At 43.7% G+C, this 20,283-nt stretch carries 16 protein-coding genes; 14 read left to right on the top strand and 2 right to left on the bottom strand.

All coding sequences use genetic code 11. The features are described from left to right. Positions 1-77 precede the first annotated feature (77 nt). The 8 genes from nuoG to nuoN are packed head-to-tail and all read left to right on the top strand — an operon-like array spanning position 78 to position 10,037. Positions 78-2,810, top strand: coding sequence for an NADH-quinone oxidoreductase subunit NuoG (nuoG, locus tag PR808_RS16005; RefSeq protein WP_272539644.1), 2,733 nt, complete (start codon positions 78-80; stop codon positions 2,808-2,810). Beyond that, complete coding sequence (nuoH, locus tag PR808_RS16000) at positions 2,810-3,787, top strand: NADH-quinone oxidoreductase subunit NuoH (protein WP_206082346.1); 978 nt, start codon at positions 2,810-2,812, stop codon at positions 3,785-3,787. Before nuoG ends, nuoH begins: the two co-directional genes overlap by 1 nt. 14 nt (positions 3,788-3,801) lie before the next feature. After that, positions 3,802-4,344: an NADH-quinone oxidoreductase subunit NuoI gene (gene nuoI, locus PR808_RS15995; protein WP_004259834.1), complete on the top strand. Its 543-nt coding sequence runs from the start codon at positions 3,802-3,804 to the stop codon at positions 4,342-4,344. Positions 4,345-4,356: 12 nt separating this feature from the next. Further along, positions 4,357-4,893 carry an NADH-quinone oxidoreductase subunit J gene (gene nuoJ, locus PR808_RS15990; protein WP_206082345.1) on the top strand — a complete coding sequence of 179 codons (537 nt, stop codon included), beginning with the start codon at positions 4,357-4,359 and terminating at the stop codon, positions 4,891-4,893. Next, on the top strand, positions 4,890-5,192 hold the full coding sequence (gene nuoK / locus PR808_RS15985; RefSeq protein WP_004912233.1) for an NADH-quinone oxidoreductase subunit NuoK: 303 nt from the start codon (positions 4,890-4,892) through the stop codon (positions 5,190-5,192). Before nuoJ ends, nuoK begins: the two co-directional genes overlap by 4 nt. After that, positions 5,189-7,030, top strand: a complete 1,842-nt coding sequence (nuoL, locus tag PR808_RS15980; RefSeq protein ID WP_272539643.1) for an NADH-quinone oxidoreductase subunit L — start codon at positions 5,189-5,191, stop codon at positions 7,028-7,030. Before nuoK ends, nuoL begins: the two co-directional genes overlap by 4 nt. Before the next feature lie 19 nt (positions 7,031-7,049). Next, the gene (gene nuoM, locus PR808_RS15975) at positions 7,050-8,570 is read left to right on the top strand and encodes an NADH-quinone oxidoreductase subunit M (protein WP_206082343.1); all 1,521 of its coding nucleotides are present in this window, start codon (positions 7,050-7,052) and stop codon (positions 8,568-8,570) included. A 6-nt stretch (positions 8,571-8,576) separates the two neighbouring features. Then, complete coding sequence (nuoN, locus tag PR808_RS15970; protein ID WP_206082342.1) at positions 8,577-10,037, top strand: NADH-quinone oxidoreductase subunit NuoN; 1,461 nt, start codon at positions 8,577-8,579, stop codon at positions 10,035-10,037. A 54-nt stretch (positions 10,038-10,091) separates the two neighbouring features. Here nuoN and PR808_RS15965 read toward each other — a convergent pair whose 3' ends face one another. Then, the gene (locus PR808_RS15965) at positions 10,092-11,102 is read right to left on the bottom strand and encodes an alpha-xenorhabdolysin family binary toxin subunit B (RefSeq protein ID WP_272539642.1); all 1,011 of its coding nucleotides are present in this window, start codon (positions 11,100-11,102) and stop codon (positions 10,092-10,094) included. 11 nt (positions 11,103-11,113) lie between these two features. Further along, positions 11,114-12,322: an alpha-xenorhabdolysin family binary toxin subunit A gene (locus PR808_RS15960; protein ID WP_272539641.1), complete on the bottom strand. Its 1,209-nt coding sequence runs from the start codon at positions 12,320-12,322 to the stop codon at positions 11,114-11,116. Positions 12,323-13,079: 757 nt separating this feature from the next. Between PR808_RS15960 and PR808_RS15955 the strand changes: the two genes are divergently transcribed. From PR808_RS15955 to menE, 6 genes are all read left to right on the top strand, one after another. Further along, a complete protein-coding gene (locus tag PR808_RS15955) occupies positions 13,080-14,405 on the top strand; it encodes an isochorismate synthase (protein WP_272539640.1) in 1,326 nt (441 codons plus the stop codon). A 127-nt stretch (positions 14,406-14,532) separates the two neighbouring features. Next, positions 14,533-16,206 (top strand): 2-succinyl-5-enolpyruvyl-6-hydroxy-3-cyclohexene-1-carboxylic-acid synthase, encoded by a 1,674-nt coding sequence (gene menD, locus PR808_RS15950; RefSeq protein ID WP_206082338.1) that lies wholly within the window; start codon positions 14,533-14,535, stop codon positions 16,204-16,206. Further along, positions 16,206-16,970 carry a 2-succinyl-6-hydroxy-2,4-cyclohexadiene-1-carboxylate synthase gene (gene menH / locus PR808_RS15945; protein ID WP_272539639.1) on the top strand — a complete coding sequence of 255 codons (765 nt, stop codon included), beginning with the start codon at positions 16,206-16,208 and terminating at the stop codon, positions 16,968-16,970. The genes menD and menH overlap by 1 nt, the downstream gene beginning before the upstream one ends. A gap of 12 nt (positions 16,971-16,982) precedes the next feature. Continuing rightward, positions 16,983-17,840 (top strand): 1,4-dihydroxy-2-naphthoyl-CoA synthase, encoded by an 858-nt coding sequence (gene menB, locus PR808_RS15940; protein WP_206082336.1) that lies wholly within the window; start codon positions 16,983-16,985, stop codon positions 17,838-17,840. Further along, the gene (menC, locus tag PR808_RS15935) at positions 17,840-18,811 is read left to right on the top strand and encodes an o-succinylbenzoate synthase (RefSeq protein ID WP_206082335.1); all 972 of its coding nucleotides are present in this window, start codon (positions 17,840-17,842) and stop codon (positions 18,809-18,811) included. Before menB ends, menC begins: the two co-directional genes overlap by 1 nt. After that, positions 18,799-20,205 (top strand): o-succinylbenzoate--CoA ligase, encoded by a 1,407-nt coding sequence (gene menE, locus PR808_RS15930; protein ID WP_272539638.1) that lies wholly within the window; start codon positions 18,799-18,801, stop codon positions 20,203-20,205. The genes menC and menE overlap by 13 nt, the downstream gene beginning before the upstream one ends. The last annotated feature ends 78 nt before the right edge of the window (positions 20,206-20,283 follow it).

The raw sequence follows: 20,283 nt of genomic DNA, 5'->3' as shown, positions 1-20,283 counted from the left end.
TGAGCAACCGCGAACGAGATTTTTCACGAAGAACGTATTTTTGATTAACGCCTGCTTTATGCGGGCCTTTGGGAAGCATGCTGACTATGGCTACAATATATGTAGACGGCAAAGAATATGACGTTAACGGGTCTGAAAACCTGTTACAAGCCTGTCTTTCTCTCGGGCTAGATATTCCTTATTTTTGCTGGCATCCAGCGCTGGGAAGCGTTGGCGCTTGCCGCCAGTGTGCGGTTAAGCAGTATCAGAACGCGGATGATACCCGCGGTCGCCTAGTAATGTCTTGTATGACACCGGCAACGGAAGGCACCTTCATCTCTATTGATGATGAAGAAGCCAAGCAATTCCGTGAAAGTGTTGTAGAATGGCTTATGACCAACCACCCACATGACTGTCCAGTCTGTGAAGAGGGCGGTAACTGCCACCTGCAAGATATGACGGTGATGACTGGCCATAACATGCGTAAATATCGTTTTACGAAACGCACACACATTAACCAAGATCTGGGGCCTTTCATTAGTCATGAAATGAACCGCTGTATCGCGTGTTACCGTTGTGTTCGTTACTATAAAGATTACGCAGATGGCACGGATTTAGGGGTTTATGGAGCTCACAACTACGTGTACTTCGGTCGTACAGAAGACGGCACGCTGGAAAGTGAATTTTCTGGCAACTTAGTCGAAGTCTGCCCGACAGGGGTATTTACTGACAAAACCCACTCTGAGCGCTATAACCGTAAATGGGATATGCAATTTGCACCAGGTATCTGCCAACAGTGCAGTATCGGTTGTAATACTAGCCCAGGTGAACGTTATGGTGAAATTCGCCGTATCGAAAACCGTTATAATGGTTCTGTTAACCACTATTTCTTGTGTGACCGAGGTCGCTTTGGTTACGGTTACGTTAACCGCAAAGACCGTCCACGTCAGGCTGTCTTGAACAAAGATGGTGTTAAACAGGTTATCTCTGCTATTGAAGCAATGCAAAGCGGTGCGCAAATTATCAATCAAGCGAAAAAAGTGATTGGTATTGGCTCTCCACGTGCAAGCATTGAGAGCAACTACGCATTACGTGCATTAGTGGGTGCAGAAAACTTCTATTCTGGTATCTCCACAGGTGAGCAAAGCCGTTTAGCGCTGATGCAAAATATTCTGCAAAATGGTGGTATCTATACCCCAACGCTGCGTGAAGTTGAAGGTTACGATGCGGTACTGGTTCTGGGTGAAGATTTAACTCAGACAGGTGCACGTATGGCACTTTCTGTTCGTCAAGCGGTGAAAGGTAAAGCACGTGAAATGGCCGCCGCACAGAAAGTGGCTGATTGGCAAATCGCGGCAATCATGAACATTGGTCAACATGCGAAATATCCGCTGTTTATCACCAACGTTGATGATACCCGCTTAGACGACGTTGCGGCTTTTAATTACCGTGCCCCAGTTGCTGACCAAGCGCGTTTCGGTTTTGCTATCGCCAATATGATTAACGGTGAGGCGCCTGCGGTTAACGACTTGCCAGCGGACCTTAAAGCGAAAGTGGAAACCATCGCACAAGCCCTTTCAAGCGCGAAAAAACCACTGATTATCAGCGGTAGCCACAGCGCGAGCGATGCGATGATCCAAGCGGCAGCGAACGTGGCATTTGCACTGAAAGCGAAAGGCGCACAAGTGGGCTTATCTTACTTAGCCTCTCATGCGAACAGCTTCGGTTTAGCGATGATGAACGCACAGCCATTAGACAGCGCATTAGCTCGCATTGAAGCGAACGAAGCGGATGTGGCTATCGTTATCGAAAATGACCTTTACCGTCACAGCAGTGTGGATGCAGTCAATAGCGCATTAGCGAAATTGAGCCACCTGATTGTTGCTGATCACCAGCAAACTGACATCATGGATAAAGCAACGCTTGTTCTGCCAGCGGCGAGTTTCGCAGAAGCAGACGGTACGTTGATTAACCAAGAAGGTCGTGCACAACGTTTCTTCCAAGTTTTCGACCCAACTTATTACGACAAAACTATCGTGATGAACGAAAGCTGGCGCTGGATGCACTCGCTGCAAACAGAAGCGCAAGAACGTGATGCAGATTGGTCGCAACTTGACCATGTGATTGCTGACTGTGTGGCTGCATTACCGCAATTTGCGGGTATTGTGGATTCAGCACCGAAAGCTTCATTCCGTATCCGCGGACAAAAATTAGCGCGTGAGCCGCATCGTTACAGTGGTCGTACAGCAATGCTGGCGAACCAATCTGTGCATGAACCACGCCAACCGCAAGATATTGACTCTCCATTTGCTTTCTCAATGGAAGGGAACAACAGCCCAACCGCACCACGCCAGCAAATTCCATTTGCATGGGCGCCAGGTTGGAACTCACCTCAAGCGTGGAATAAATTCCAAGCGGAAGTCGGTGGCCATTTATTATTTGGTGACCCTGGTGTGCGCCTGTTCAATTCAACAGAAAGTAAATTGGCTTACTTCACTGATATTCCAGCAGCTTACCAAGCAGCGGATGCGCAGTGGGTAGTCGCGCCGTATTACCATCTGTTCGGTAGTGATGAAATGTCACAGCGTTCAGAGGTGATTCAACAGCGCATGCCAGAGCCTTATATCATGCTGAGCACGCAAGATGCTGCGGTACTTGGTTTGGCAGCAGGGACAAAAGCTGAGTTTAGCCATGCAGGTCAAGGATTTAACTTGACTGTACGCATCAGCAACAACCTGTCGACAGGTCAAATTGGCTTACCATTAGGGATGCCAGGTATCGCACCTTCAATGGCTGGCGTGTCAGTCAATAATCTGCGGAGGGGAGCATGATGGATTGGATTTCTCCTGAAGTGATGGAAGTATTAATTTCCATCCTCAAATCTGTCGTCATTTTATTGGTTGTTGTGACTTGTGGGGCTTACATGAGTCTGGGAGAGCGCCGTATTCTCGGTCTGTTCCAGAATCGTTATGGCCCAAACCGCGTTGGCCCGTTTGGGATGGGCCAGTTAATCGCCGACATGTTCAAAATGCTGTTTAAAGAAGACTGGATCCCACAGTTCGCGGACAAGAAAATCTTTACGCTAGCGCCAGTTATCGCATTTTGTTCACTGTTCCTTGCATTCGCCATCGTGCCTGTCAGCCCGACTTGGCACGTAGCAGACTTAAACATTGGGATTTTATTCTTCCTGATGATGGCTGGTTTAGCGGTGTATGCGGTTCTGTTCGCAGGTTGGTCAAGTAACAACAAATATTCATTATTAGGGGCGATGCGTGCTTCGGCACAAACCGTCAGTTACGAAGTGTTCTTAGGCTTATCTTTAATGGGCGTAGTCGCACAAGCGGGTTCATTCAACCTGATTGATATTGTGAACTCCCAAGAAGGCATGTGGAACATTATTCCTCAATTCTTTGGTTTTTTGACCTTTGCGATTGCGGGCGTTGCGGTATGTCACCGTCACCCGTTTGACCAACCAGAAGCAGAACAAGAGATTGCGGATGGTTACCACGTTGAATACTCAGGGATGAAGTTCGGTCTGTTCTTCGTTGGTGAGTATATCGGTATCGTAACGGTTTCTGCCCTGATTGTGACGCTGTTCTTTGGTGGCTGGCATGGCCCGTTCCTGCCGTCATTCTTGTGGTTTGCTATCAAAACTGGCTTCTTCATGATGATGTTCATCCTGATCCGTGCCTCTTTACCGCGTCCACGTTATGACCAAGTGATGTCTTTCGGCTGGAAAATTTGTCTGCCATTGACGCTGCTTAATCTGCTGGGTACTGCAGCAGTGATTTTATACAACGCTCAGTAAGGGGTGATTGAACCATGACATTGAAAGAGTTATTGGTCGGTTTCGCCACCCAAGTACGTAGTATTTGGATGGTCGGCCTACATGCGTTCGATAAACGCGAAACGCAAATGTATCCAGAAGAGCCGGTTTATCTGCCACCCCGTTACCGTGGTCGTATCGTGTTAACCCGCGATCCAGACGGTGAAGAGCGTTGTGTTGCGTGTAACTTATGTGCTGTTGCTTGCCCAGTGGGATGTATCTCACTGCAAAAAGCGGAGCACGAAGATGGACGCTGGTATCCGGAATTTTTCCGCGTTAACTTTTCGCGTTGCATTTTCTGTGGTCTGTGTGAAGAGGCTTGCCCAACGACGGCAATCCAATTAACACCTGACTTTGAAATGGCCGACTGGCGACGTCAGGATCTGGTTTACGAGAAAAATGACCTGTTGATTTCAGGTCCAGGTAAATATCCTGATTATAACTTTTACCGTAAATCGGGTATGGCGATTGCAGGTAAAGACAAAGGTGAAGCGGATAACGAAGCGAAACCGATTAACGTCAAAGACCTGTTGCCATAAGGAGCGATATTCATGGAATTTACATTTTATATCGCCGGTCTGGTTGCAATACTTGCAACTTTGAGGGTGATAACGAATACCAACCCGGTGCATGCACTGTTGTATCTGGTTGTTTCTCTGCTGGCACTGTCAATGGTGTTCTTCTCACTCGGCGCGTATTTCGCGGGTGCGCTGGAAATCATCGTTTACGCAGGTGCCATTATGGTCTTGTTTGTGTTCGTCGTCATGATGCTGAACCTAGGCCGCTCTGTGCAAGAGCAAGAGCGGGCTTGGCTAACGCCGAAAAACTGGATTGGTCCAGCGGGTTTATCCGCAGTGTTACTGGCTATCCTGGTTTACGGCATCACTTCTTTATCTTACGAGAAGGGCATTGATGGCACGGTGATTGGGGCGAAAGAAGTCGGTATCAGCTTGTTCGGGCCATATGTTCTGGCTGTTGAACTTGCTTCACTGCTGTTATTGGCAGGTATCGTCGTCGCATTCCATGTTGGACGTGACCGCAAAGAAAACGGTGCTGACCTTGTTAGCATTGCGGAGGAGCAAAAATGATACCTCTAGAACATGGTCTGATTTTAGCGGCAATTCTATTTGTGATGGGGCTTAGCTGCCTTGTTATCCGCCGCAACTTGCTTTTCATGTTGATCGGACTGGAAATCATGATTAACTCAACTGCACTGGCATTTGTCGTTGCAGGGAGTTTTTGGGGGCAACCAGACGGCCAGATTATGTATATCTTGGCAATCGCACTGGCTGCAGCGGAGGCGAGTATTGGATTGGCGTTGTTACTGCAACTCCATCGTCATCGTCAGAACCTGAATATTGATAAAGTCAGTGAGATGCGCGGATGAACCTACTCTATTTAACTATTCTGTTGCCTTTACTGGGGTCGGTGTTGTTAGCCTTCTCCCGTGGACGCTGGTCAGAAAACGTTTCGGCCATTATTGGTGCGGGGTCGGTCGGCTTAGCTGCCCTCGTCGCATTCTATGCTGGTAACGAATTTTTAGCTCAACCCGACGCTGGTGTATTTATTCAGCCACTTTGGACTTGGATGTCTGTCGGTACCTTTAATATCCCATTCACCCTGATGTTAGATGGTCTGTCACTGACTATGTTAGGTGTGGTAACGGGTGTGGGCTTCCTTATTCACGTGTATGCCTCTTGGTATATGCGTGGCGAGGAAGGTTACTCACGTTTCTTCGCTTACACCAACCTGTTTATCGCGAGCATGGTGGTTTTAGTCCTCGCCGATAACATGATGCTGATGTATCTCGGTTGGGAAGGGGTAGGGCTGTGCAGTTACTTGTTGATTGGTTTTTATTACACTAATCCAGACAACGGCAAAGCCGCGATGAAAGCGTTCTTTGTGACGCGCATCGGTGACGTGTTCCTTGCTATCGGTATGTTTATTCTGTGGAATGAACTGGGCACACTGAATTTCAGCGAAATGGCGGTGTTAGCACCTCAGAAATTTGCTGAGGGTTCAAGCGCAATCAACTGGGCAACCTTGATGTTATTAGGTGGTGCAGTCGGTAAATCTGCACAGCTACCATTACAAACATGGTTAGCTGATGCGATGGCGGGCCCAACACCAGTTTCTGCACTGATCCACGCCGCAACCATGGTAACCGCGGGTGTTTACTTAATCGCACGTACCCATGTTCTGTTCCTGTTAGCGCCTGAAGTATTACACTTAGTCGGCGTTGTGGGTGCGGTAACACTCGTACTGGCAGGTTTTGCAGCAGTGGTCCAAACGGATATCAAACGTGTCCTCGCTTATTCAACCATGAGCCAAATTGGTTATATGTTCTTGGCTCTGGGTGTTCAAGCTTGGGATGCGGCGATTTTCCACCTGATGACGCACGCTTTCTTCAAAGCATTGTTGTTCCTGTCAGCAGGTTCGGTGATCCTCGCTTGCCACCACGAGCAAAACATCTTCAAAATGGGTGGGTTGCGTAAGCAAATTCCATTCATTTATGCTGTGATGTTAATCGGCGGAAGCGCACTGGCAGCATTGCCACTGTTTACCGCAGGTTTCTACAGTAAAGATGCGATTTTGTGGGGAGCTAAGCTTGATGGACAGACTGTGTTGCTGTGGGCAGGTATCCTCGGTGCATTAATGACTGCAATTTATACCTTCCGTATGATTTTCATCGTGTTTCATGGTGAAGCAAAAATCAAAGCGCACAAGGTTAAAGGCATCACTCACACATTGCCACTTGGCATTCTGGCTATCCTTGCAACGTTTGTTGGTGCATTAATCCACCAACCATTAGAAGGGGTGTTCCCAGCGGAAGCCGCAGGAAGTGAAGACGGTAAAGTCTTACTTGAAGCGATTTCGGGCGGGTTTGCAATCGCAGGTTTGTTGATTGCGGTATTCCTCTATCTGTTCAGACGTTCCATTGTTGATGCTATCGCGAAAACGGCGGTTGGCCGCTTCTTCAGTGCTTGGTGGTACCAAGCATGGGGATTCGACTGGCTGTATGATGTAGTCTTTGTGAAACCGTTTAAAGGTATTGCATGGCTACTGGAAAGCGATCCGATTAACTCACTGATGAATATTCCTGCACATCTTTCACGTTGGGCAAATAAAGGACTTGCAGTGAGTGAAAACGGCCAGATCCGTTGGTATGTTGCCTCATTGGGGCTGGGTGCAGTGCTGATTCTTGCTCTGCTGCTTTTGGTTTAATTAAGGGACACATTGCGCCATGCTACTACCCTGGCTAATACTTATTCCCTTCATCGGTGGCCTGCTAAGTTGGCAGGCTGACCGGTTCAGTCACCGCGCTCCACGTTGGATTGCGCTGGCGACGATGGGATTAACACTTATTATTTCCGTGCAATTGTGGTTACAAGGGAGCTACTCTCTGGCTAACCCACAAGGCGTTCCACTATGGCAATCCGAGTTTTTCATGTCGTGGATCCCTGCACTGGGAATCAACATTCACTTAGCGATTGACGGTTTATCACTGTTGATGGTCGTTTTGACGGCTATCATGGGGGCGTTCTCGATTCTGAGCTCATGGAGTGAAAACCAAAAGAACCAAGGTGCGTATCACTTTAACCTTTTGTGGATTATCACAGGGGTGATGGGGATTTTCACGGCGGTTGACCTGTTCTTGTTCTTCTTCTTCTGGGAGATGATGCTGATCCCAATGTACTTCCTGATTGCAAACTGGGGACACAAAGGGTCAGAAAACAGACAACACATTAAAGCCGCGACCAAGTTCTTTATCTATACGCAGGCAAGTGGTTTGATTATGTTAGTGTCCATCATTGGATTGGCACTGGCACACTTCAACTCAACGGGTACCTTAACATTTGATTACGACCAGTTATTAGGCACGCAAATGTCTAGCAGCGTCGCATTCATGTTGATGTTAGGCTTCTTTATTGCCTTCGCTGTTAAAATGCCTCTGGTACCATTCCATGGTTGGATGGCGGATACCCAAGAGCAATCACCAACCGCAGGTTCGGTAGATATCTCGGGTATTATGCTAAAAACCGCTGCGTATGGTCTGTTACGTTTTACTTTGCCTCTGTTCCCAGAAGCGTCTATCCAGTTCACGCCAGTGGCAATGACTCTGGGTGTGGTCAGTATCTTCTATGGTGCATGGTTAGCGTTCAAACAAACCGACATTAAACGTCTGGCGGCATACAGTAGCTTATCCCATATGGGGTTTGTGACCGTGGCGATTTATGCAAGCTCAGTGTTGGCGTACCAAGGTGCTGTAATCCAAATGATCACCAACGGTCTGTCAGGTGCAGCGCTGATTATCATCAGTGGCCAACTGTATGAGCGTACGCAAACGCGTGATATGCGCATGATGGGTGGATTGTGGAAACGCATTAAATGGTTACCAGGAATGTCCCTGTTCTTTGCTGCGGCAACGCTAGGAATGCCAGGTACAGGTAACTTCATTGGCGAATTCATGATCCTATTCGGTAGCTTCAGCCAATTCACATTAGTGACCTGCATTATGGTATTTGGTGTGGTGTTTGCTTCTATCTACTCACTGTGGATGATGCAGCAAACTTACTACGGTACACCAAAATCAGAAAAAGAAATGAAAGGGTTAACGGCGCGTGAATTCGGTGTGCTACTGGCTCTGGCTGCTTTACTGGTTATTATCGGTTTCTATCCACAACCAATTTTAGATACATCAGTTGGTTCAATGGAAACATTGCATAACCTGTATTCTGCTTCACTAACAACATTAGGGCTGTAATTCGCCATGACAATAACTCCTCAAGAACTGATCGCAATACTACCACTGATGATCGTCGGGTTGACGGCGGTGGTTGTGATGCTGTCCATTGCGTGGCGACGCGATCACCTGACTAGTGCCGCGCTGACAGTATCGGGTTTTATCATTGCGTTGCTTTCACTCATTTGGGTAGCCGACGGCTACCTAATGGATGTGACTTCGCTTATCCGTGTTGATGGCTTTGCGCTGTTCTATAGTGCGCTTGTCCTGATCGCAGGTATCGGCACCAGTATCTTCGCTTACCACTGGTTAGAAGGCTTTGGTGATAACAGAGATGAATTCCATCTGTTAGTCGCAATTGCCGTCGCAGGTGGTGTGCTGTTATCCATGTCAAATCATATGGCATCAATGTTTATCGGTATCGAGCTGATTTCATTACCGCTGTTTGGTTTAGTGGCGTATACCTTCGAACGTAAACGTACACTGGAAGCAGGGATTAAGTACATGCTGTTATCTGCAGCAGCCTCTTCGTTCCTGTTATTTGGTATTGCGTTGCTGTACGCAGAATCTGGCAGCTTAAGTTTTGCTGCGGTTGGTCAAAGCCTTTCTGATAGCCAAATTCACGCACCATTAGTGATGATTGGTTTCGGTATGCTGATTGTTGGCTTTGGTTTTAAACTGTCACTGTTTCCATTCCAATTGTGGACACCAGACGTTTACCAAGGCGCGCCAGCACCAGTTTCAGCTTTCCTAGCAACGGGCAGTAAAATTGCTATCTTTGCCGTGCTAGTGCGTATCTTTATGGAAGCGCCAATTACCAGTAGCGACACACTGACAATTGTTATTTCAGTGATTGCAATTGCGTCTATTCTGTTTGGTAACTTACTGGCTATCACACAAAAAAGCGCAAAACGTTTACTGGGTTACTCCTCTATCTCCCATATGGGTTATCTGTTAGTGGCACTGGTTGCCCTGCGTATTGACCCTGTTGCTTCACAAGTAACGATTGCAATTTATTTAGTCGGTTACTTGTTTGCAAGTTTGGGCGCATTTGGCGTGATCAGTATCGTTTCTAGCCCTTATCGTGGTGATGATCAAGACGATTTCAGCGCATTTCGTGGGTTGTTCTGGCACAAGCCTGTGCTTGCAACTGTGATGACAGTCGCACTGTTATCCTTAGCAGGTATTCCTATTACATTAGGGTTTATCGGTAAATTCTATGTGATTGTTTCAGCGGTAAATGCCGAACTGTGGTGGTTAACAGGTGCTGTTGTGGTCGGTAGTGCAATCGGTTTGTACTATTACCTGCGCTTTATGGCAAGCCTGTACAGTCGTGATGCAGAACATGCTGAACGTTATACTGGCCCTGAAAAAGCAACTCTGGGTACGGTTTTTGCAGCTGTCTGTGCAATTGCAGCCATTGTCTTCGGTGTTTGGCCACAACCGCTTATTGATATTTCAGCATTAGCTGTAGCAATCGTTGGTTAATGAATACAGTCTAAGTAATATGAAGCCGGTTACTGCAAAGTAACCGGTTTTTTTTTAATCGGGTAGCTGGCGTTGGTATTGATATTCCACATCATTCAAATAAGTCATCAGCATTTGGCTTGCCGTATTGATTTGTACTAAGTTAAGGGGTTGTTCTGATATCTTTTCACTAATATATTGACACCATGACTCCCAGTAATTTTTGAGTAATCCAACTTGGTGGATAATGGTTTGTTTATGTAAATCGATGGCAGTAACTTCATTGGAAAGAGACATTAGTTGTGTGAGTCTAAAAATATTCGTATCAATGGTATTAAGTTCTTCTTTGTGCTCAATAATTTGGTCATTTAAGTACAATCTAACATCAACTAATTTAGCAAATTCAAGGCCATCATCTACCATTGTTAGCAGGTTTCTAATATAACTAATTGCTGATTTTAAAATATCTTTTTTGTTTGGGGGGATGTTTAGAGCGTCAATTAACTCTTTCCCTTTAAAATACTTATCAAAAAAATCAGTTAGCTTTGCTCGCAAAACAATATCTTCAGCAGCCATAATAATAGAATAATTCTTGTGTAAATCATTTATTTTAGCTTGCATACTGTGCTTGGATGTCAAAAGGATTTCTTTTTGGCTAGTGTACTGGGTTAGTTTTAACTTATTAGGTTCGTTAAGGTGAAAGATCAGTAGTGATTCATTTGTGTAGCGTATTTTTGAAATAAGTTTTTCTAATTCTAACTTTGCATCCATTAAATCATCAATAAAATTGGCGGTTAGAAGTTGTTTTTTAATATCTGAATAGCTATCTTCGCTGGTTGTTGAGCTTTGGGGGTTATTTAACTCATTGTCTATTATATAATTAATTTTGATGCGTAATATTGGAATCGAATTCCGGATCAACTCATTGAGACGCTCTGTTTTAATTGCGATTTTTTGAATTCGTCCGTAAATAATATAATCATAACTCATGATGCTTTTATTAAATGCAACGATATTATTTGAAATACATCTTAACTGATAAATATCAATAGGGGGTAACATTGGTAAATCAAGGTTGTCATGCATATTAATGCCTTTTATTGAGATGATGTGTTATTTTTTTGTAGCTCATCAAATAATGTAATTAAATGAACTGAGTAATCTTGAATTGAACTCCAAGACATAATAATTTTCTTGAACTGGGCAATAAATCGAATGAGCTTGTCTGCATTGTTTATTCGCTGAAAAATATCAATTGACTGTTTTATTTCTGTTAAAATAACTAGCCACATATAGTCAAGGTGGTCAATCGCTAATCTAGCATCTTTAAATAGTCCCTCAAGTTTATGTAAGTTAAGTTGGATATCGAAAATTGTTTTTTGAATTAATTTTTCATTGTTTATCTTGGTGTTTATTTCGGCAATTTCTTTCAGTAGTTCATTTTTTCTGGTTCTTATCAAATCGGCTTTAGGTCCAAAAATGCTGCTGGTAATGACTAGGCCAATAATTCCGCCAGCTAATCCAGTAAAACATAATTTAATAAAGTGAGAATATTCTTGTTCTAGTTGCATAATATCTTGCTTTTTAAATTCAATCATTTCTTTCAAAAAAGATTCGGTGCTATCTTGATTGGTCGGTTCGAGTTGCTGATAAATACCTTTTATATTAAATAAAAGTGATTCAACATGCTCAAAATTTGAGAGGTATCCGCCTGTAATGTAAGCTCTAAAATCTGATACTGTATTTTTAATTTTTATTGTCTTTATTGATTGCTGCTTAATGTCATTTTTAATTATATTTAAAATGCTAACAAGCTCAGTAGCAATTTGTTGGTCATCATTTTGATAGGTTATTTTATCTAAGTCATTTGTGGTTAAATCATCTAGACTATCGGATATTCTTTGCAAAATAGGCATGTGGTTAATATATTCAATTATCTGATTTCCTGTTTGTGTTATATTGCGACTTGTCAGTGATAAATTAACAGATTGTTCTTTAACTTGTTGTTCTACGTTATCCCAACTATTTGCATGATTTCGAATATCAATAATTGCACTTGTTAAATCATGATGGTTAATTGGTAGTTCTGTTGAACTATTGATACCAAACCATTTCAAAATATCTATTTCTCGTAAAGGAAGAGAAAGTGCGAAACGAACATGTTTATGAATATTGACTAAATCATCTAAGGTAAATATACCTGCGGAACGCGCAGAAAGCGTATCTTGGTTAGTTAACAATGCTAATGTTGCATTTCCTATATTTTCTTTTTCAATAATTCGGTCATAGTTTTCTTGAATATACATTATGAATTCCAGATTTATTAAGTTAATGAGTAATGAATTTTTAACTTGATTCATTGTTTGGAGACGTATGTACAGTAGGTGTCTGAATTAGTTCTATTCAATGGAAATTAATCATTGGTAAAGCATAAGGTGAGCGCTTTATATTGAATAACCTACTAGAAAGTGATGACGGGGGTTGATACTAAAAAATGAAAATCATCGCTAAAAAATAACTCAATGTGCGTATCACAATAGTAAAAATTTGTATTTATAAAATTAGCTTAATTAATAGAAAGATTAATTTTATAAAAATAATCTTATATGGAAAGAGGATAGGGAGAAAGTATCGTACCATAAGATAAGGTATTGTACTTTCCGTGTTCAATTGATATTAAAGATATGTTTCATAATGAAATACGATAAATAGAATCGAGTATATTTTATACGAATTAATGTCCGCTCCCCATTTAATCCTTGGCATCGATGATGTAAAGCAGTTGATTGGCCAATAAATCGGTAATGTAATCCCAAGAACAGTGATAAAGCCACAAAATATCAATTAATTAAATGAATATGTCATTATATAATTGTTAGAATAAACTATACTAGATGCAAGCAGAGCATCGAATCTCAGCTTTGGCTGGTCTTTGTGAATAAGTAAAGGCGTGCTTGTGGGAGACTAGTTATAGATACAATAATTAATCAATGTATTAATGCATTACATTGCGCTATATAATAATTGGTGTAAATCTATGTGCTGTGGCAGTAGGGATCTAAAGTGATAAATAAAAAAATTGATAATGTAATAGCTGAAATTCTGGAACACTTGTCTACATTGGCACTGGGAAACAAAGAATACGTACGACTTGTTTGGCAACTTGACGAGCAAACCATTTTTCCTGGTTTAGCATGGTTATCTTCGCAAGCTTGTTACCCGCAATTTTATTGGTATCAACGTACAGGTGCAGAGGAATGCAGTGCGTTGGGACGTGTTAAATCCTTTTGCTCTATTGAGGATGCCGAATATTTCTTATCCCAAAACCCACAGATACCTGATTTGCGTTTGTGGGGCTTAAATGGTTGGAATGCAGTGGGGGATGGCCTCACAGATGAAGAAAAACAGCAAGCAACATATTGTTTTCTCCCGCGTTTAGAGATTCATCGGCTGCGCTCAACAATTAATGTGAACTTGAATATTGATGGAAAAGATGACATTCAGGCTGCAATTTTATTTCTTTCGCAACTGACAGCGGCACCAGATGTCTCACTAACGCTTTCTGCGTCGATTACTGAGCAAAAACATATTCCTTGCCATGATGAATGGTGCCGTTTATTAAATTGCGCCATTAGCGATATGAAAGCAGGTAAGATGGAAAAAGTGGTTATGGCGCGGGAGACCCAACTCACACTATCAAATGCGATTTCAGTCGCGGAGCTTTTATCTGCCAGTCAACAAGTTAACCACTATTGTTACCATTTTATGATGGCGTTTGACAAACATTCGGGCTTTATTTCTTCGACGCCAGAACGTTTATATCTGAGGCAGGGGACACAGCTTAATTCAGAGGCTCTAGCTGGTACAGTGGCGAATGATCCTGATGATAACATTGCGGCGGAACAAGCAAAATGGTTAATGGAAGACAAAAAAAATCAACACGAGAATTTAGTTGTCGTGGATGATATTTGCCAACAATTGCAAGGGGCTGTTACGGGAGTAGATGTTTCATCGGCGAAAGTGATCCGCTTGAGAAAAATTCAACATTTATATCGTTCTATCGTGGCAACGCTGATTGAGCCTTCAGACAGCGATTGTTTGCAACGACTTCAGCCAACAGCCGCTGTATGTGGCTTACCACGACAGGCAGCAAGGCAATTTCTTGCAAAGAATGAACCTTTTTCTCGTGGCTGGTATGCGGGAACAGGCGGATTTATTAGCTTAAATAAAAGCGAGTTTGCCGTTTCTTTGCGCTGTGGGCAAATTAATGGTTCGCAAGTTTCATTATACTCAGGCGCTGGCATAGTGAGAGATTCAGCTCCTGAACAAGAGTGGGAAGAAATTGAAAATAAAGCAGCGGGTTTAAAATCGTTGTTTGGTAATGGCTAAAAACCTTAGAATAAAAAAGGTTATTCCTTTTTATTTTCAATTAGTTCATCAAAAATTGTTCTGAGATCAAGAAACTTTTTTCTATCAGTCTAAACTGATTGATAATTAATAATTTGCTGAGCATATTATGTCGAATTCTGCATTTAATATCCGTTGGGCTGAAGTGATCATTGAAGCACTTAGCCGTCATGGTATGAAACACATTTGTATCGCGCCAGGCTCCCGTTCGACGCCTTTAACGTTAGCGGCAAGTAACAATCCAAAATTGCATTGCCATACGCATTTTGATGAGCGTGGCTTAGGTCATCTTGCGCTCGGACTGGCTAAGGCAAGCGGTGAGCCTGTCGGCGTGATAGTGACTTCAGGTACTGCGGTGGCTAATTTGTATCCTTCATTGATAGAAGCTGGGTTAACGGGTGAAAACGTTATTTTTTTGACAGCTGACCGTCCTCCTGAACTGATTGATTGTGGTGCAAATCAAGCTATTCGCCAAACCCATATATTTGCTTCGCATCCGACTCAGTCATTGATGCTGCCTCGTCCAACGAGAGATATTTCCGCTAAATGGCTGGTGACTGCTGTTGATAACGGCATGAACCAACTCCATCATGGTGCTTTTCATATTAACTGCCCATTTGCTGAACCCCTCTATGGCGAAAATGAGGGGGAGTATGAATGGCAGCAAACATTAGGTGATTGGTGGAACTCAAACCACCCATGGTTAAGTGAGCCGTTAACACATACGGTTGCACTCGTGGCGGATTGGTATTTTTGGCGTCAGAAAAAGGGTGTTGTCATCGCAGGGCGAATGAATGCTACTGAAGGCGAATTAGTTGCCCTGTGGGCTCAAGAGTTGGGCTGGCCCGTTCTTGGTGATGTGTTATCTCAAACGGGGCAGCCCTATCCTTGTAGTGATTTATGGTTACAAAACCCGAGTGCTCAAGCTATATTGCAGAGTGCTGAATTAGTGGTGCAGTTTGGCTCAAGTATTACAGGTAAACGTTTGTTGCAATGGCAAGCGAATTGCCAACCGAAAGAGTACTGGATTGTGGACTCAATACCACAACGTTTAGACCCTGCGAATCACAGGGGCCGCAAGTTGACTTGTTCGATTAAGGGCTGGCTTGATAACCATCCCGCTCAGCCGCGCAGCTTATGGTGTGAAGCATTATTGAGCCTTGCTGAGAAAACTCAAAATTGTGTTGAAAAACAACTTTCAGGTCAATTTTCTGAAGCCGCAGTTGCACATCAACTCCCAGAACTACTTCCTCCGCGTGGACAATTATTTGTGGGTAATAGTTTAATCGTACGCTTAATTGATTCATTCGCACAACTACCTGTTAGCTATCCCGTTTATAGCAATCGAGGAGCTAGTGGTATTGATGGATTAATTTCTACATTGGCAGGTGTTCAGCGTGCAACGGCGAGACCGACCTTAGGTATTGTGGGGGATCTGTCAGCTTTATATGACTTAAATAGCCTCGCGTTATTACGAAAACCTTCAGCGCCGACCATTTTGGTTATTGTCAATAACAATGGCGGCCAAATATTCTCTATGCTGCCAACCCCAGCTGACGCGAGACAAAATTATTATTGTATGCCGCAGAATGTCAGCTTTGAACCTGCAGCAAAAATGTTTGGCTTGCAGTATTGTGCCCCGACAGATTGGGAAAGCTTAAAGAATACTGTCCAGCAATTTTGGCATAATCAGTATGGTACATTGGTTGTGGAGTTGGTTGTGGACAGTGATGAGGGTGCTCGAACGTTACAACAGCTACTCAGCGTCGTCTCGGAGCTATAATGCTAACAGCTACACAGTACAATCCAGAAAAATCAGGTCCTTGGCTCATTTGGCTTCATGGGTTGTTGGGGAGTGCAGATGATTGGCTTCCTGTGATTAGACAGTTTAATGATTACCGATCACTAGCCATTAATTTGCCTGGACACGGTGCTTCGCAGAAAGAGACGTGTCAAGGTTTCGAACACTTCGATGAGCAATTAAATGCACTTCTGCAATATCATCATGTTGATGAATATTACTTGATAGGTTATTCATTGGGAGCTCGCCTTGCTATGCATTTTGCCTGCTTTTACCAGCCAAAAGGTTTATTAGGGTTGGTTATAGAGGGCGGAAATGTTGGGTTGGATGACATGCAGGCGAGACGCGACCGTGAAAAGAATGATAAAGCATGGGCACAACGTTTTCGCACAGAGTCCATAAAAAAGGTACTAAATGATTGGTACCAACAAGCTGTTTTTGCGGATTTATCACCAGAACAGAGAAATAAACTGATTGAATTGCGTCAAGAAAATAATCCGCAAGGTATTGCGGACATGCTTGAGAGTACATCGTTATCTCAGCAGCCGTTTTTAGTGCCAAATTTGCATCAATTATCTTGCCCGTACCACTATTTTTGTGGAGAGCGAGATCAAAAGTTTCGAAGCGTTTCGCAACAATACACATTGCCATTAACGCTGATTGAAAATGCAGGGCATAATGCTCATCGAGAAAATCCTGTGGGCTATGCAACTGCACTTCACCATTTTTTATCACACTGTGGTTAAAGGAATTTGAGAATGATTTATCCAAGCGAAGAAAAACTGTACGCACCTATTGAATGGCAAGATTGCTCCGAAGGGTTTGACGATATTCTGTATCATAAATCCCCCGAAGGGATCGCGAAAATTACGATTAATCGCCCGCAAGTGCGCAATGCGTTTCGTCCTCAAACGGTTAAAGAGATGATCCAAGCCTTATCTGACGCACGTTATGATGACCACATTGGTACTATTATTTTAACGGGTGAAGGTGAAAAAGCTTTTTGCGCTGGCGGTGACCAAAAAATTCGCGGTGATTACGGTGGATACCGTGATGAAAGTGGTACTCATCACTTAAACGTTTTAGATTTTCAACGCCAAATTCGCACCTGTCCAAAACCTGTCGTTGCAATGGTTGCTGGTTTTGCCATTGGTGGCGGTCATGTTTTACATATGATGTGTGATTTAACGATTGCGGCGGATAACGCGATTTTTGGTCAAACAGGGCCAAAAGTAGGTTCTTTTGACGGCGGTTGGGGTGCATCTTACATGGCGCGTATTGTAGGGCAGAAAAAAGCGCGTGAAATCTGGTTCTTATGCCGTCAATATGATGCAAAAGAAGCATTAGATATGGGGCTGGTTAATACCGTCGTTCCTTACGCAGAATTAGAAAAAGAAACCGTTCGCTGGTGTCGTGAAATGTTAGAGAATAGCCCAATGGCACTGCGTTGCTTGAAAGCAGCATTAAATGCGGACTGTGATGGCCAAGCTGGCCTGCAAGAATTGGCGGGTAATGCGACGATGCTGTTCTATATGACTGATGAAGGTCAAGAAGGCCGTAATGCCTTCAACGAAAAACGTGCGCCTGACTTCTCTAAATATAAGCGTAACCCGTAATGCGTAAAGCCAAAATTTATTCGTTCAGCCTGCCTATGGAGGCAGGTGTTATCCTTCGTTATCAACGCCTCAAAACACGTGATGGGCTTTTGGTGTGCTTGCAAGATGGGGATAACGAAGGTTGGGGGGAAATTTCACCTCTACCTGAATTCAGTCAAGAAACTTTGGAAGAAGCGACCGCTGAAACCATTGTTCGCCTGAATGAATGGGTGAAAGACGGCAAAATTTCTGATAGTCCACTTCCTTCCGTGGCATTTGGATGTAGTTGTGCTGTGGCTGAGCTAACTGGCGAATTACCCCAAGACGCAGACTATCGCAAAGCACCACTGTGTAGTGGTGATCCTGATGACTTAATTTTAAGCCTTGATGCGATGGAAGGCGAAAAAGTTGCGAAAGTTAAAGTGGGCTTATATGAGGCCGTGCGTGATGGCATGGTAGCAAATTTGTTGCTAGAAGCGGTGCCTGAGCTCAAACTACGCCTTGATGCAAATCGCAGTTGGACACGAACGAAAGCGGACGGGTTTGCTAAATATGTTAACCCTGACTATCGCGATCGTATCGCATTCTTAGAAGAGCCGTGTAAAACGCGTGAAGAGTCTCTGCAATTTGCTGCTGATACGGGCATTAACATTGCATGGGATGAAAGTGTGCGAGAAGAGGGGTTCAAGGTGGAAGCTCAAGCGGGTGTTGCGGCAATTGTGATTAAACCAACACTTACGGGTAGCTTAGCCTATTGCCGTTCTTTAGTTGAAGATGCTCATCGCCTTGGCTTACAAGCAGTGATTAGCTCGTCCATTGAAAGCAGTTTTGGCTTAACTCAGCTAGCTCGCGTTGCGCATTGGTTAACACCTAATACTATCCCTGGCCTTGATACGGTTTCTTTAATTCAATCACAGTTAATCCGCCCTTGGCCGCAGTGCGATATTCCATTACAGCAGTTAGAAGACTTAACCATTGTATGGCAGAGTTAACGCAGTTTAGAGATTGGCCTTGGCAGCATTGGGCCAATCTTCAACCCAATTCAATTGCTTTACAGTCAGATTGTGAGAGCCTAACCTGGGACTCACTTAATCAACAGGTTAAAGATCTTGTCACCTATTTTTCAATGCAAGGTGTGACGAACGGTCAATGTGTGGCTCTTCGGGGTAAAAACTCGGTTGAGTTATTACTTAGCCAACTGGCGCTGATTGCCTGTGGTGCGCGTGTTCTTCTTCTTAACCCTAAGATACCTGAACGGACGCTGAGGGAATTATTACCCCATCTTGATATCAGTTTCGTGATTGATTTTACTGATGATATTGAGACACTTTCAAATTACCGAAATCTTGACTATCAGCTGTATTACCACTTTATTGGTGATGATGAGTTTCAACCAGTTAATTTTCAGATTCATGTGACACAACCAGCCACACTAATATTAACCTCTGGATCAACTGGCTTACCTAAAGCGGCGGTTCATAGCGTTGAGGCGCACCTCAGTAGCGCAGATGGTGTCGTTAATGCGATGGACTACCAACAGGGTGATTGTTGGTTACTTTCCCTACCGCTTTTTCATGTTTCTGGGCAAGGGATTGTTTGGCGTTGGCTGCTTAAAGGGGGAACGCTCGCATTAAAAAGTACGCCACTAATAGATGCTTTGCAAGGAGTGACTCACGCTTCATTGGTGCCAACACAATTATGGCGTTTACTTAATGGTGAGTTTGACAGCCAACTGTCCCTTAAAGAAGTGTTGTTGGGGGGAGCCTCTATTCCTGTTGCATTAACAGATTTAGCTGAAAGTCGAGGTATCGCATGCTGGAGCGGCTATGGTATGACTGAAATGGCCTCGACAGTGTGTGCTAAGCGTGCAGATGGTAAACGTGGTGTAGGCCTACCGTTAAAAGGGAAACAAATTCGTGTTGTTGCTGATGAAGTTCAAGTTAAGTCAACGAGTCAGGCTCTAGGCTATTGGTTTGACGGTAAAATTAAGCCTTTAAATTGTATTGATGGCTGGTTTAAAACGAATGATAAAGGCGCATTTATTGATGGTGAGTATCAAATACTCGGTCGCCTCGATAATCTCTTTATTAGTGGTGGGGAGTGCGTTCAACCCGAAGATATTGAAGCAGTCATTAATTCTCACCCTAATGTATCGCAAAGTTTTATTATTCCCATTGATGATACCGAATTTGGTCAACGCCCTGTTGCCGTGGTGGAGTGCGACTCAGATTTACCACTCAGTGAATTATCCGTTTGGTTAAAAGACAAACTTGCTCCCTATCAATACCCGAAACGCTTTTATCAGTTAGAGCCTAGCTTAAAGAGTGGGGGAATTAAAGTGTCTCGCCAGCAAGTGAAAAGCTGGGTTTTAGCTCAAGGTCGATGAGCTGAATAAAAATGTTTGTAGGTAGGCAATATTGCTTGTACAGAGAGTATCAAGCCGAGGAATCGGCTTGATAAGTAA

The sequence above is a fragment of the Providencia sp. PROV197 genome (assembly GCF_028479625.1).
Lineage (GTDB): Bacteria > Pseudomonadota > Gammaproteobacteria > Enterobacterales > Enterobacteriaceae > Providencia > Providencia vermicola.
Note: the sequence above shows the minus strand (reverse complement) of the source record. Positions and strands in the feature narration are given on the sequence as shown.